The organism is Dactylosporangium darangshiense (genome assembly GCF_039537565.1).
Lineage (GTDB): Bacteria > Actinomycetota > Actinomycetes > Mycobacteriales > Micromonosporaceae > Dactylosporangium > Dactylosporangium darangshiense.
In genome coordinates this window covers 12,739-26,003 of sequence record NZ_BAABAT010000058.1, presented here as the reverse complement: position 1 = coordinate 26,003, position 13,265 = coordinate 12,739, and the positions used below count along the sequence as shown (strand labels likewise).

Sequence of the window (13,265 nt, the reverse complement as noted above, 5' to 3'; positions counted from 1 at the left end):
ACCGGAGCAAGATCGATGTGTCGGGACGACGATGGACGGGTATGTCAACGCAGACGGCGTAGCAGGCAACGATGAACCCGCCGCCGTCAGAAGGAGGTCGTCGCCATGCGCGGCAAGCTACTGTTCCTCGGCGGTCTGGCCGCTGGCTTTGTGCTCGGTGCACGGGCCGGGCGGGAGAAGTATGAGGAGCTCAAGGCCACTGCTCTGAAGATCAAGGAGAGCCCGACGATGCAGGAGGCCGCCGGGGTCGTCCAGGAGCAGGCGACGCGGCTCTACAGCGAGGGCAAGACCAAGGTTACCGACCGGCTGGCGAACAGCCGCTTCGCCGAGACCGATCTCGGCCAGCGCCTGCTGCACACGTCGCCGCCGCCGGCGATCGAGCGGGACATGGCGACCAGCGGCGCGCCCAAGGCGCCGACGACGGGAACCAGCTTCTAACCCGCAGAACCGGGGCATAACCGAAATGTCAGAAATGTCGGGCGCGCCAGCGCCCGACATTTCTGTTTCAACGGATCAGGACGACGACGAGAACGCCGCGTCGAAGGCCGCCGCGGGAGCGTCGAAGGCCAGCTTGCGCACGAACTGCAGGGCCTCGGGCGCGCCGACCAGGCGGTCCATGCCGGCGTCCTCCCACTCGATCGAGATCGGGCCGTTGTACCCGATCGCGTTGAGCGCCCGGAACGAGTCCTCCCACGGCACGTCGCCATGGCCGGTGGACACGAAGTCCCAGCCGCGGCGCATGTCGGCCCACGGCAGGTGCGAGGCCAGGCGGCCGCGGCGGCCGTCGCCGGTGCGGACCTTCGCGTCCTTGCAGTCCACGTGGTAGATGCGGTCGGCGAAGTCGAAGATGAAGTTCACCGGGTCGAGCTCCTGCCACACGAAGTGGGAGGGGTCCCAGTTGAGGCCGAACGCCGGGCGGTTGCCGATCGCGTCGAGGGTGCGCCGGGTGGTCCAGTAGTCGTAGGCGATCTCGCTGGGGTGCACCTCGTGCGCGAACTTGACGCCGACCTCGTCGAAGACGTCGAGGATCGGGTTCCACCGGTCGGCGAAGTCCTGGTAGCCGGCCTCGATCATCTCCGGCGGCACCGGCGGGAACATCGCGAGGGTGTGCCAGATCGACGAGCCGGTGAAGCCCACGACCACGTCGACGCCGAGCTTGCGCGCGGCCCGCGCGGTGTCCTTGATCTCCTCCGCGGCGCGCTGGCGCACGCCCTCGGGCTCGCCGTCGCCCCAGATCCTGGCGGGCAGGATGCCCTGGTGGCGCTGGTCGATCGGGTGGTCGCAGACCGCCTGGCCGACGAGGTGGTTGGAGATGGTCCAGACCTTGAGGTTGTACTTCGCCAGCGTCTCCAGCTTGCGCTCCACGTAGGAGTCGTCGGAGACGGCCTTGTCGACCTCGAAGTGGTCGCCCCAGCAGGCGATCTCGAGGCCGTCGTAGCCCCACTCGGACGCGAGGCGGCAGACCTCCTCGAACGGGAGATCGGCCCACTGGCCGGTGAAGAGCGTGATTGGACGCGCCATACTGCTGTCCTCCGATGAAGGGGGTCCAGGCGCGAGGGTGACCTGTGTTTGTTCAGTGAGCAAAAGTGGGTTGCGCCCCCACACGCCCAATCCTAAAAGACCTGCTACGAAACCAAAAGAGGTTCCCCGCCCGCCCGGACCGCGACGCTGGCGGAAGGTCCGGGCGGAGTCGGCGTCACCGACCCGGGTTTTCCGCACGCGACGCGTGTGGTGTCCGAGCGGGCGGGGCCCGAGGGAGAGGCCGGTCGGCGTCTCGGCCCCACCCCCGTCAAAACGGCCGACAGCGAAAGCGATCAGCCGATGAGCGAAAACTCGTCGACGTCGAACAGCGAGCCGGATCCGCCGTGGAACACCAGGAAGATCGACGTCGCCGAGTTGGTGGTCAGCGGGATCGCGGCGTCGCGGAACGTGTCCCAGCTGCCCGTGTTGGCCACGGCCAGGGTGCCGAGCAGCGCGCCGGTCTGCGAGCCGGCCCGGAACTCCACGGTGCCGCCGGGGCCTGCCGAGGACCACCGCAGCCGCACGCCGGCGACGTTGGACAGGGTGACGCCGCTGTACCCGGCCCAGTCGTTGTTGTCGATGAAGCCCGCGGTCTGGCCACCGACGGCCGGGCCGTGCGAGGCGACCTGCAGGCCACTCATCGACGACCACGCCTCGCCCTGCTTTGTGGTGGCGTTGCGCGCGAGGGTGAACTGGTCGACGTCGAACAGCGAGCTGCCGGTGCCGCGGAACACGAGGTACAGCGACGTGGAGGTGCTGGACGCGAGCGTGGTGAAGACGTCGCGGAAGGTGTCCCAGCTGCCGGTGTTGGGCACCGCGACCGAGCCGAGCAGCGTGCCGGTGGTGGAGCCCGCCCGGAACTCGACGGTGCCGCCGGCGCCGGCCGAGGCGGCCCGCACGGTGACGCCCTTGACCGCGGACAGGTTCACGTTGTTGAACGCGATCCAGTCGTTGTTGTCGATGTACCCGGCGGTCTGGCCGCCGACGGCGGGCGTGTGGTTGGCGACCTGGACGCCGCCGGTGGAGTTGTACGCCTCGCCCTGGTAGACCGAGCCGCCCGACGGCGCCGGCGGGGCGCAGTCGGCGTCGACGCGCTTCGCGGTGTACCGGATGGCGCCCAGCAACAGCTTCGTGAAGTTCGGATCCGTGTAGCTCTCCTCGGTGTGGCCGAAGCCGGTGTAGAAGGAGCGCCCGCTGTCGATGGTCTTGCACCAGGTGATCGGGTGGTCGCCGTTCATGGTGCCGCCGGAGTACGACGACTCGTTGAGCGATGCGAGCACGTGCGCTGTGGTGCGCGGGTTGGACTGGTAGTTGTACCACTCGTCGGTGCGCACCCAGGTCGCGCCGAGATGCGCGGTCGCCGGGTGCGCGCGGTCCTCGACGTTGACCGTGGCCTGCTGGATCGCCGGGTGCGAGGAGAACCAGGCGCCGACCAGGGTGCCGTAGAAGGGCCAGCTGTACTCGGTGTCGGCGGCCGCGTGCACGCCGACGTACCCGCCGCCGCCGCGGATGTAGCTCTCGAACGCGGTCTGCTGCGTGTCGGTGAGCACATCGCCGGTCGTCGACATGAACACGACGGTCTGGTACTGCGCCAGGTTCGCGGTGGTGAACGCGTTCGCGTCCTCGGTGGCGGTGACGGTGAAGTTGTTGGCGGCGCCGAGCGTCTGGATGGCGGCGATGCCGTTGGGGATGGACGAGTGGCGGAAGCCGGCGGTCTTGGAGAAGACCAGCACCTTGTACGGAGCGTCGGCAGCGCTGGCGGGCGCGGCGTTCAGGGCACCGGCGGCTAGGAGGCCCACCGTAGCGGCGGCGAGCCACGAGCGGAGGTTCATGACAGTTCCTTCACGATTAAGGCCCTCATGATCAGAACCGGAATGGGGCGCGCGCCGCCGCGCTGTCATGTCGTTCGAGCTATGCAGTTGTCCGGGCCCGGCACGGCGCCTGGTTGACGCCGCGCCGGGTCTCCGGTTCTCTCTCCCCGATCCGGTACCCCCACCCGCGGGGCGCAACCGCGAATGGTCCCTCGCCACCGGACCGGCGAGAAAACTCAGGGCTCAACCACGGATACCCAGCAGGTGCTCCATGGCGAGCTGGTCGAGGCGCTCGAAGGCCATGCCCCGCGCCGCGACCGTCTCGATGTCGATCTCCTCGGCGCGCAGCGTGTCGAGGGACTCCCCCGGCAGCAGCGTCGGCACCGAAAGCTCGTCGACCCGCGCGGTGGCCAGGGCGGCGGACACCTCGGGATCGTCGCGGAAGGTATGCACCTTCTCCTTGAGGATCAGGTAGTTGCGCATGCACGCCGCCGCGGTGACCCAGACGCCCTCGGCGTCCTCGGTGCGCGGCGGCTTGTAGTCGAAGTGCCGCGGCCCGGCGTAGGCCGTCGGGTAGCCCGAGCTGTTCTCGAGCACGTCGACGGTCCAGAACGCGCCGCGGAGGTTCCCTGCGCCGAAGCGCAGGTCCTGGTCGAAACGCGGCCCGTGCTGCCCGTTGAGGTCGATGTGGAACAGCTTGCCGTGCCACAGCGCCTGGGCGATGCCGTGCGCGAAGTTCAGCCCCGCCATCTCCTCGTGGCCGACCTCGGGGTTGAGCCCGACCCGGGACGGCTCGTCCAGCGTCGAGATGAGCGCCAGCGCGTGGCCGATCGTGGGCAGCAGGATGTCGCCGCGGGGCTCGTTGGGCTTCGGCTCGATCGCCAGGCGGATGTCGTACCCGCGCTCGCGGATGTACGCGCAGATGGCGTTGATCGCCTCGCGGTAGCGGTCCAGCGCGGCGCGCATCTGCTTGCCGGCGCCGGACTCCGCGCCCTCTCGGCCGCCCCACAGCACGTACGTGGGCGCGCCGAGCTCGGCGGCGAGGTCGATGTTGCGCAGCACCTTCTGCAGCGCGAACCGGCGCACGGCACGATCGTTGGCGGTGAACGCGCCGTCCTTGAACACGGGGTGCCCGAACAGGTTCGTGGTGGCCATCGACACCACCAGGCCGGTGCCGTCGAGGGCCTCGCGGAAGCGGGCCACGACCTTGTCCCGCACGGTCTCGTCGCTGCCGAACGGGATCAGGTCGTCGTCGTGGAAGCTGACCCCGTACGCCCCCAGCTCGGCCAGCCGGTGCACGGTCTCGACCGGGTCGAGGGCACGGCGCGACGCCGAGCCGAAGACGTCCTGGGCCTGCCAGCCCACGGTCCAGAGCCCGAACGAGAACCGGTCGGCGGGTGTGGGGACGTACGGGTCGCTGCTCATGGCGCCACGCTCACCCAGGACGAGTCGGACTTCGCGACGGCGTCGAGGACCAACTGCACCTGCAGGGCGTCCTCGAACGACGGCGTCGGGTCGGCGCCGGTGGCGATCGCCTCGATGAAGTCGCGCATCTCGTGTGTGAACGAGTGCTCGTACCCGATGATGTGCCCCGGCGGCCACCAGGCCCCCAGGTACGGGTGCTCGCCCTCGGTCACGAGGATGCGCGACCAGCCCTGCTCCGCCGCGGGCAGCGAAGCGTCGTAGAACTCGAGCTCGTTGAGGCGCTCGAGGTCGAAGGCGAGCGAGCCGTACTCCCCGTTGATCTCCACCCGCAGCCCGTTCTTGCGGCCGGTAGCGAAGCGGGTCGCCTCGTAGGTGGCCACGGCGCCGCCGTCGAGCCGCGCGATGAACAGCGCCGCGTCGTCGACGGTGACCTCGCCGGTCGCGCTGCCGGCGCTCGCCGACAGCCCGCTGGAGGCCTCCGGCAGCGGCCGCTCCTTGATGAACGTCTCGGTCAGCCCGGACACCCCGGTGATGCGCTGGCCCGTGACGAACTGGGTCAGGTCGATGATGTGCGCGCCGATGTCGCCCAGCGCACCCGAGCCGGCCAGCTCCTTCTGCAGCCGCCACACCAGCGGGAAGCTCGGATCGACGATCCAGTCCTGCAGGTAGACGGCCCGCACGTGGCGGATCGCGCCGAGCCGGCCGGCGGCGACCATGTTGCGCATGAGGCTGACGGCCGGGACCCGGCGGTAGTTGAACCCGCAGGCCGAGCGCACGCCCAGCGCGCGGGCCTTGGCCGCGGCCGCGACCATGGCACGCGCCTCCTCGACCGTGTTGGCCAGCGGCTTCTCGCACAGGACGTGCTTGCCCGCCTCGAGTGCGGCAATGGCGATCTCGGCGTGGCTGTCGCCCGGGGTACAAACGTCGATGACATCGATGTCGTCCCGGGCGATCAGCTCGCGCCAGTCGGTCACCGCCTCGGCCCAGCCGAGCCGGGCCGCGGCCTCGGCCACCTTGGCCGCGTCGCGACCGCAGACGGCGACCATGCTCGCCCGCGCGGGCAGGTCGAACACCCGGTTCACGGTGCGCCACGCCTGGGAATGCGCGGCGCCCATGAAGGCGTACCCGACCATGCCGACGCGCAGCTCCCCGCTGCTGCCCTGACTGGACACTGGCGGTTTCCTTTCCTAATAAGGTTCAGGTCCTAATGAGTTCCGGTGGATCAGGACTTGAAGCCGAGCGGCAGGTACTTGTCGACGTTGTCCTTGGTGATCGTCTCGGACTGCAGCACGATCAGCTTCGGCACCTGCAGCTCCACCAGGTCGCCCATGCCCTTGCCCTGCGCGGCGAGGCGGGCCAGGATGATCGCCGACGAGGCCATCGACGGCGGGTAGGTGACCGTCGAGGTCAGCACGGTGTCGCCGGCCTTGATGTGGTCCATCGCGTCGCGCGAGCCGGCGCCGCCGACCATGAAGAACTCCTTGCGCCCGGCCTGCTGGATCGCGGCGAGCACGCCGACGCCCTGGTCGTCGTCGTGGTTCCACACGGCGTCGAGCTTCGGCGCGGCCTGCAGCAGGTTCGCCGCGGCGGCCTGGCCGGTCTGCACGGTGAAGCCGGCCGCGACCCGGTGCTTGACGCTCAGGCCGTAGGTCTTGAGCGTGTCGGCGAAGCCCTTCGAGCGGTCCTTGGTCAGCTGCAGCTCGTCGATGCCGGGGATCTCGCCGATGACCGCGTCGGTCTTGCCCTTGAGCTTCTCGCCGATGTAGTGACCGGCGGCGACGCCCATGCCGTAGTTGTCGCCCTTGATCAGGCAGAACGACGCGGCCGAGTCGGAGAACTCGCGGTCGAGGTTGATGACGATGATGCCGGCGTCCATCGCCTTCTTGCCGATCGCGGTGAGCTGCGCGCCGTCCTGCGGCAGCAGCACGATCGCGTCCGGCTTGCTGGCGATGAGGGTCTCCAGCGCCGCGATCTGGGCCGGCGCGTCCTTACCGGCGTCGACCGCCTTGAGGGTCACGTCGGAGAACTTCGCCGCCTGCGCCTTGGCGTTGGCGGTGATGGCGCCGATCCAGCCGTGGTCGGCGGCCGGCGCGGAGAAGCCGATGGTGACCGGCTTGCCCGGGGCCTCGCTGGCGGCGTTGCCCTCCTTGACGTTCGCAGCCGGCGGGTTGTCCTTGGTCTCGTTCGACGTGCAGCCGGCCAGCAGGGCGCCGGCGCCGATCGCCGCTCCGCCGAGCAGGAGCCGGCGACGGGACATGTCGGGCGAGGTTGCGCTCATCACGACCTCCAGGTCGTCTGTGGGATTTTGGGTTTTCGGGGTGTACCTCATGAGCTTTTTGGGTGCACCGATCAGCGCTACCGTCCCGGCGTGGACGGCGGCGTCAGCGGTGATCGGGAGTTATCGGGCTATGAGGATGCGGGTTTGCGCCAGAACGACGTGACCCGGAACTGCTGAATGAGCACGGCGACGACGATGATGCCGCCGTTGATGATCCGCTGCAGGTCGAGCTGCAGGTTGTTGATGATGAACAGGTTGGTGATCTGGGTGAAGATCAGCACGCCGAGCAGCGAGCCGATGATGGTGCCGCGGCCGCCGGTGAGAGCGGTGCCGCCGATGATCGCCGCGGCGATCGCATTGAGCTCGTAGAGATCGCCGTGGGTGTTGCTGCCGGACTGCGCCTGCGAGACCACGATCAGCGCCGCGATACCGCAGCACACGCCGGACAGCACGTAGAGGGCGACGGTCTGCAGCCGCACGTTGATGCCGGCCAGGCGGGCCGCCTCGGCGTTGCCGCCGATGGCGATCGTGCGCCGCCCGAACGTGGTGCGGTTGAGCAGCACCCAGCCGACCGCGACGACGGCCAGGAAGATGAGGACCACGATCGGGATGCCGGCGACCTTGTTGAGGGCGAAGCCGTTGATGAACGCGTCGCGGTTGATCTGCGTGTGCGAGCCCGAGATGCTCTGCGCGAGGCCGCGGGCCGAGAGCATCATCGCGAGCGTCGCGATGAACGGCACCAGCTTGCCGTAGGCGATCAGCGAGCCGTTGATCAGGCCGGCGACGGCGCCGACGGCGATCGCGGCGAAGATCATGGCGCCGGCGCCGTAGCTCTGGGTGGCGACCGTGGTGCACCAGACGCTGGCCAGGGCCAGCAGCGCGCCGACCGACAGGTCGATGCCGCCGCTGATCATCACGAAGGTCATGCCGACGGTCAGCACCCCGATGCTGGAGGCCTGGGTGAGGACCGTCACCTCGTTGTTCCAGAGGTTCTTGCCGTCGAGGAAGATGTCCGGTGCGGTCACCATGCCGATGATCAGCAGCACCACCATCACGCCGAGCAGGGCGAGGTTGCGCTTGGCGTTGTCCGCGCCCTCGCGCTGCCACCAGCTCTGGGTGGTGACGCGGGGCGGGTCGTGGACGTCCACCGGTTCGGTAGCGGTGCTCATGCTGCGGTCCCTTCAACGGCATCGCTCGAGAGGTCGGCGCCGTCGAGCAGCGAGCCGGCCATGACGAGGTCGAGCACGGTGTCTTCGTCGAGTTCGTCGGCGAGCGCCTCGCGCACGACCCGGCCCTCCCGCATGACCAGCACGCGGTCGGAGAGGCCGAGCACCTCGGGCACCTCGCTGGATACGAGCAGGACCCCGACGCCCTCGTCGGCGAGCCTGCGGATGACCTGGTACAGCTCGGCGCGCGCGCCCACGTCGACGCCGCGGGTCGGCTCGTCGAGCAGCAGCAGCTTCGTCTCGCCGAGCAGCCAGCGCCCGACGACCACCTTCTGCTGGTTGCCGCCGGACAGGGTGCGCACCGGACGACGGACGTCGGCGGGGCGCAGGTCCAGGCCGCGCGTGACCTCCTCGGCCGCGTCGCGCTCGCGCCCGGCGTCGGTGAACCCGGCGCGGGCGTAGCGGGCGAAGCCGGCCAGGGTCACGTTGCGGTAGATCGGCTCGGCGAGCAGCAGCGCCTGGCTCTTGCGCTCCTCCGGCGCCATGCCGATGCCGGAGCGCACGGCGGCGTTGACGCTGCCGCGGCGCAGCCGCCGGCCGGCGAGCTCGACCGTGCCGGCGCTCGGGCGGCGTGCGCCGTAGATGCTCTCGAGCACCTCGGAGCGGCCGGAGCCGACCAGGCCGGTGATGCCGACGATCTCGCCGCCGTGCACGTTGAGCGACACGTCGGCGAAGCGCCCCGGCAGCGTGAGGCCCTCGACCCGCAGCAGCGGCTCGCCGTCGAAGGCGCGCGCGGCGGGGCGGACTGGGAAGACGTACTCGATGGTGCGCCCGGTCATCCGGCTCACCAGCTCGCGGTTCGGGGTGCTCTTGGCGTCGAGGTTCGCGGCGGTGGTGCGCCCGTCCTTGAGCACCGTCACCCGGTCGCCGATCTCGCGGATCTCGTCGAGGCGGTGCGAGATGTAGATGACCGCGATGCCCTGCGCGGTCAGGCCGCGCACGATGCGGAACAGGTTCTGCACCTCGTCGTGCGCGAGCACGGCGCTCGGCTCGTCCATGATGAGCAGCCGGGCCTCGCGCGACAGCGCCCGGCCCATGCTCACGATCTGCTTGGCGGCGGCGGGTAGCTTGCCGACCTCGCGCCCGACGGGGATCTCGGGGTGGCCGAGGCGCTGCAGGATGGCGGCGGCGCCGCGGCGCATCTGGCGGCGGGCGACGAAGCCGACGCTGTTCGGCTCGTGGCCCAGGTACAGGTTCTCGGCCACGCTGAGCCCGTCGACCAGGTCGAGCTCCTGGTAGATGGTGGCGATGCCGGCCTTCATGGCGACCTGCGGGCTGCCGAAGGAGGCCGCCTGGCCCTGCCAGAGGATCTCGCCGGAGTCGGGGGTGTGCGCGCCGGAAAGGATCTTGATCAGCGTCGACTTGCCGGCGCCGTTCTGGCCGAGCAGGCAGTGCACCTCGCCCGCGCGCACCTCGAGCTGCACGCCGTCGAGCGCGCGGACGCCGGGGAAGGTCTTGACCACATCGGTGAGCCGGAGGACCACGTCCTCCGGTGAAGTTTCGGGGGGTTGTGCCGGTGGGGCTGTCATGATGGCCGTCCATATGCGAGTTCGCTGGCCAGCACGGCGGCGCCAACAACGCCGGCGCGTGGGCCGAGCTCGGACAGGACGACCGGCAGGTTGCCGGTCGCAAGGGGCAGCGAGCGCCGGTACACCACGCTGCGGATCTCGGCGAGCAGGATGTGCCCGAGGCCGGCCAGGCCGCCGCCGATCACGATCATCGACGGGTTGATGAAGCTGACCAGCCCGGCGAGGACCCCGCCGACGCGCCGGCCGCCATCGCGGATGAGCCGGATACAGGTGACGTCGCCCTCGGCCGCACCGTCGGCGACATCCTTCGCGGTGACCGTCCCGTTGGCGGCCAGCCGGTCCGCGAGCGCCGGTGAGGCGCCGCTGCGGGCCGCCGCGGTCGCGTCGCGCGCGAGCGCTCCGCCGCCGAAGAGGGCCTCCAGGCAGCCGACGTTGCCGCACGAGCACACCGGCCCGTGGCTGTCGACCTGGATGTGGCCGATGTCGCCGGCGCACCCGTCGGTGCCCCGGTACACCTCGCCGTTGAGGTAGATGCCGCACCCGATGCCCGTGCCGACCTTGAGGAACAGCAGGTTGTCCACCGAGTGCGCGACGCCGCCGTAGCGCTCGCCGATGCTCATGATGTTGACGTCGTTGTCGACGACGACCGGGCAGTTGTGCTCGCGCCCGAGCGCCTCCCGCACCGGGAACCGGTCCCAGCCGGGCATGATCGGCGGCGAAACCGGGACCCCGTCGCGGAAGCTGACCGGGCCGGGCACGCCGATGCCGATGGCGTTGAGCCGCTCGTACGAGCCCTCCGCCTTGAACTTGTGCAGGATCTCGTTGACCCGCTGCAGGATCACCTTCGGTCCCGAGCGGATGTCCGCGGGCTCCCCGTAGGCGGCGATCGGCTCCAGCCGGCCGTCCGTGATCTCCACGTCGATCGAGCTGGCGCCCAGGTCCACCGCGGCGAAGCGCAGACCCGGGTTGAGCTCGACCAGCGTGGAGCGCCGCCCGCCGCGGCTCGCCGCCGGTCCCGCCTCGCGGATGAGCCCGGTCGCGACGAGCGCGTCCAGGTCGGCCAGCAGCCGGGGCCGCGGCACCTCGAGACGGTCGGCCAGCTCCGCACGCGACAACGCACCCGTGTCCCGCAACAGGCGGAGCAGGCGCGACTGAACCGGGTTGTCGATGGCGCTGACAGTGTTCATGGAGGCACCTCCTCATCAGGTCGCAGTCCAGGGGCGTCCGCGACATGCGGCTACACCACCACACCGCCGCCTAGCTGCTGGTAGCCGGGGCGTGTGCCGTGCGTTACACCCGTGTTGCGTCGAGACTTTAGGCCCGCCCAACCCCCCGCGTCTAGGGCTTCTTTCGCCTGTTACCAAACTTTTGCTGGATACGACAGAAGTTCGGACGCTCTCGAAAATATGGCCGTTTCCGCAGTTCAGGGCCCACGATCGGAGATCATCCGACCTTTCCTAAATCGGGGCAAACGGGTCGCCAAAACTTTTCTCGGCGAAGCGCTTCCAGGCCGGCCCCGTGCCGCTGTCTAGGATGCCGAGGTGCGCCTCAACCCGCGCTGGCTCGGGCTGGCCGCCACCGTCCTGCTGGCCGTCAGTGGCTTCCTGGCCGGCAAGCCGCTGCCGCACGACGCCGCCTGGGTGACCGGCGTCTGCGTCTGGTTCGTCGCCCTGCTCATGCTGGCGCGCGCCTGGTGGGGGCTGCGCGAGTCGACGCGACCGCGCGAGGTCCTCGTCACGGCGGCGATCTGGGCCGCGCCGCTGCTGGTCGCGCCGCCGATGGGCGCGCTGGACGTGTACGCGTACGCCTGCCAGGGCCAGCTCTTCGACGCCGGCCTGAACCTCTACGAGCACGGCCCGTCGGCGCTGCCGTGCACCTGGCTGTCGGACGTGCCGCCGCTGTGGCGCGACACGCCGACACCGTACGGCCCACTGTGGTTCGCCATCTCCGGCGGCGTCGCCTGGCTCGCGCACGGGCACCTCATCGTGGCCGTCGGGCTGTTCCGGCTGGTCGCCGTGCTCGGGCTGGTGCTGTGCGTGGCCGCGGCGCACCGCCTCACCGACGGCAACGCCGCGCTCGCCGCGAGCCCGCTGGTGCTCATCCACGTCGTGTCCGGCGTGCACAACGACATCCTGCTCGCGGGCTTCGTGCTGGCCGGGTTCGCGTTCGCTACGCGCGGGCGCTCGGGCCTGTCCGGCGTCGCGTTCGGGCTCGGCGCCGCGATCAAGGTCACGGCCGTGGTCGCGGCGCCATTTGCGGTACTGCTGCTGCTATTTCGAACCAACGGCCTCTGCCGGCGGGCGCCGATCAGCTTCACCGCGACGGCGGCCGGCGCGTATGTGCTCCTCGCCGCGGCGACCGGGCACGGCATCGGCTTCCTGGGCGCGCTGGGGTCCACGGCGCAGCTCAAGCAGTGGCTGTCGATCCCGACCGGCGTGGGCATGGCCGCCGGCTACGTGCTGCGCGCCGCCGGCCGGCCCGCCGCGTTCGACACCGCGGTGGCCGTCGCGCGCGCCGCCGGGTTCGTCGCCCTCGCCGCGATCCTGCTCGCCCTGTGGTGGCGGGCACTGCGCACGGCCCGCCGCGCGCCGGGCGAGGCGGCCGACCCGGTGCTCACCGGCGCGGGCCTCGCGCTGCTGGCCACGGCCGTGCTCGGCCCGGTCTTCTACGCCTGGTACGCGCTGGCCGGCATCGCCGTCCTCGCCGGCACCCACCTGACCGGACGGCTGCGCACCGGCGTGCACGTCGCGGTCGTCGCGCTGCCGTTCCTGACCCTGCCCGACAGCCTGGGCCTGGCCACGAAGACCAAGCTGCCCGGCGCGTTCCTGGACGTGGCCCTCGTCGCGGTCGTCGTCTACCGGTTCGTTCGGCGCCGCGGTGGTACCGCGGTGCCGGCCGAACGCTAAGGAACCGTGCCCACCCCGGACTTGGCCCAGGCGACCAGTTCCTGGGTGTGCTCGGCCACGCCCGGCGCCTCGGCGTCGACCCCGTCGTCGTAGCGCACGGTCCAGCGCAGCCCATTGATCCCGGGCACCCGCCGCCCGACGACCCGCACGCCACCGCGCACGCCGGTGATCTCGTCCAGCGGGTGGTGCGAGGTGTGCGCGATCGACTTGTTGACCCGCACCCGCACCTGCTCCGGCACGCGGTCGGGGTCCAGCAGCGTGATGACGAGCGGCGGCAGGTCGGCCATCACCGCGTACTGCTCGTCGCCGCCCACCTCCCGCGCCGCGACCACGGCCAGCTGCCGGCCCGACCAGGTCGCCTTGTGGATCTCGTGCCAGCCGAGCCGCTCGCCGACGCCCGGCAGCCACACTCCCTGGTTGGTGACGACCACGACGTTGTCCCCGGTCGCTCCGGCCCAGGCGACCACGCGCTCGTCGGGCCCGAGTTTGGGGCGTTTGTCCGCCGGCAGCCGCCGGCGTTGCAGAAACCCGAACATTGCGGTGCAGACCCCTAAAAACGTGAGATCGGA

Annotated in this window: 11 protein-coding genes; 2 read left to right on the top strand and 9 right to left on the bottom strand. The window is 70.6% G+C overall.

Annotation, left to right across the window (positions count from 1 at the left end):
* Nucleotides 1-105: 105 nt before the first annotated feature.
* On the top strand, nt 106-438 hold the full coding sequence (locus ABD901_RS51355; RefSeq protein ID WP_345141227.1) for a hypothetical protein: 333 nt from the start codon (nt 106-108) through the stop codon (nt 436-438).
* Nucleotides 439-513: 75 nt separating this feature from the next.
* Here the strand turns inward: ABD901_RS51355 and ABD901_RS51350 are convergent, their stop codons facing one another.
* From ABD901_RS51350 to ABD901_RS51315, 8 genes are all read right to left on the bottom strand, one after another.
* A complete protein-coding gene (locus ABD901_RS51350; protein ID WP_345141224.1) occupies nt 514-1,521 on the bottom strand; it encodes a sugar phosphate isomerase/epimerase family protein in 1,008 nt (335 codons plus the stop codon).
* A 293-nt stretch (nt 1,522-1,814) separates the two neighbouring features.
* A complete protein-coding gene (locus ABD901_RS51345; protein WP_345141221.1) occupies nt 1,815-3,353 on the bottom strand; it encodes a ThuA domain-containing protein in 1,539 nt (512 codons plus the stop codon).
* A gap of 222 nt (nt 3,354-3,575) precedes the next feature.
* Complete coding sequence (xylA, locus tag ABD901_RS51340; protein WP_345141217.1) at nt 3,576-4,757, bottom strand: xylose isomerase; 1,182 nt, start codon at nt 4,755-4,757, stop codon at nt 3,576-3,578.
* A complete protein-coding gene (locus tag ABD901_RS51335) occupies nt 4,754-5,890 on the bottom strand; it encodes a Gfo/Idh/MocA family protein (protein WP_345141302.1) in 1,137 nt (378 codons plus the stop codon). Before ABD901_RS51335 ends, xylA begins: the two co-directional genes overlap by 4 nt.
* An 89-nt stretch (nt 5,891-5,979) precedes the next feature.
* Entirely contained in the window at nt 5,980-7,035 is a 1,056-nt protein-coding gene (locus ABD901_RS51330) for a substrate-binding domain-containing protein (protein ID WP_345141214.1), read from the bottom strand.
* 128 nt (nt 7,036-7,163) lie between these two features.
* Nucleotides 7,164-8,204: an ABC transporter permease gene (locus ABD901_RS51325; protein ID WP_345141211.1), complete on the bottom strand. Its 1,041-nt coding sequence runs from the start codon at nt 8,202-8,204 to the stop codon at nt 7,164-7,166.
* The gene (locus ABD901_RS51320) at nt 8,201-9,790 is read right to left on the bottom strand and encodes a sugar ABC transporter ATP-binding protein (protein ID WP_345141208.1); all 1,590 of its coding nucleotides are present in this window, start codon (nt 9,788-9,790) and stop codon (nt 8,201-8,203) included. Before ABD901_RS51320 ends, ABD901_RS51325 begins: the two co-directional genes overlap by 4 nt.
* Complete coding sequence (locus tag ABD901_RS51315; protein ID WP_345141205.1) at nt 9,787-10,977, bottom strand: ROK family transcriptional regulator; 1,191 nt, start codon at nt 10,975-10,977, stop codon at nt 9,787-9,789. The genes ABD901_RS51320 and ABD901_RS51315 overlap by 4 nt, the downstream gene beginning before the upstream one ends.
* Nucleotides 10,978-11,331: 354 nt before the next feature.
* Between ABD901_RS51315 and mptB the strand changes: the two genes are divergently transcribed.
* Complete coding sequence (gene mptB, locus ABD901_RS51310; protein ID WP_345141202.1) at nt 11,332-12,696, top strand: polyprenol phosphomannose-dependent alpha 1,6 mannosyltransferase MptB; 1,365 nt, start codon at nt 11,332-11,334, stop codon at nt 12,694-12,696.
* Here mptB and ABD901_RS51305 read toward each other — a convergent pair.
* The gene (locus ABD901_RS51305; RefSeq protein WP_345141199.1) at nt 12,693-13,232 is read right to left on the bottom strand and encodes a hypothetical protein; all 540 of its coding nucleotides are present in this window, start codon (nt 13,230-13,232) and stop codon (nt 12,693-12,695) included. The genes mptB and ABD901_RS51305 overlap by 4 nt on opposite strands.
* Between the last annotated feature and the right edge of the window lie 33 nt (nt 13,233-13,265).

Excerpts from the sequence above, each read along its gene's own strand:
- ABD901_RS51355 (WP_345141227.1), top strand. The coding sequence starts at position 106 with ATGCGCGGCAAGCTACTGTTCCTCGGCGGTCTGGCCGCTGGCTTTGTG.
- ABD901_RS51350 (WP_345141224.1), bottom strand. The coding sequence starts at position 1,521 with ATGGCGCGTCCAATCACGCTCTTCACCGGCCAGTGGGCCGATCTCCCG.
- ABD901_RS51345 (WP_345141221.1), bottom strand. The coding sequence starts at position 3,353 with ATGAACCTCCGCTCGTGGCTCGCCGCCGCTACGGTGGGCCTCCTAGCC.
- xylA (WP_345141217.1), bottom strand. The coding sequence starts at position 4,757 with ATGAGCAGCGACCCGTACGTCCCCACACCCGCCGACCGGTTCTCGTTC.
- ABD901_RS51335 (WP_345141302.1), bottom strand. The coding sequence starts at position 5,890 with ATGGTCGGGTACGCCTTCATGGGCGCCGCGCATTCCCAGGCGTGGCGC.
- ABD901_RS51330 (WP_345141214.1), bottom strand. The coding sequence starts at position 7,035 with ATGAGCGCAACCTCGCCCGACATGTCCCGTCGCCGGCTCCTGCTCGGC.
- ABD901_RS51325 (WP_345141211.1), bottom strand. The coding sequence starts at position 8,204 with ATGAGCACCGCTACCGAACCGGTGGACGTCCACGACCCGCCCCGCGTC.
- ABD901_RS51320 (WP_345141208.1), bottom strand. The coding sequence starts at position 9,790 with ATGACAGCCCCACCGGCACAACCCCCCGAAACTTCACCGGAGGACGTG.
- ABD901_RS51315 (WP_345141205.1), bottom strand. The coding sequence starts at position 10,977 with ATGAACACTGTCAGCGCCATCGACAACCCGGTTCAGTCGCGCCTGCTC.
- ABD901_RS51305 (WP_345141199.1), bottom strand. The coding sequence starts at position 13,232 with ATGTTCGGGTTTCTGCAACGCCGGCGGCTGCCGGCGGACAAACGCCCC.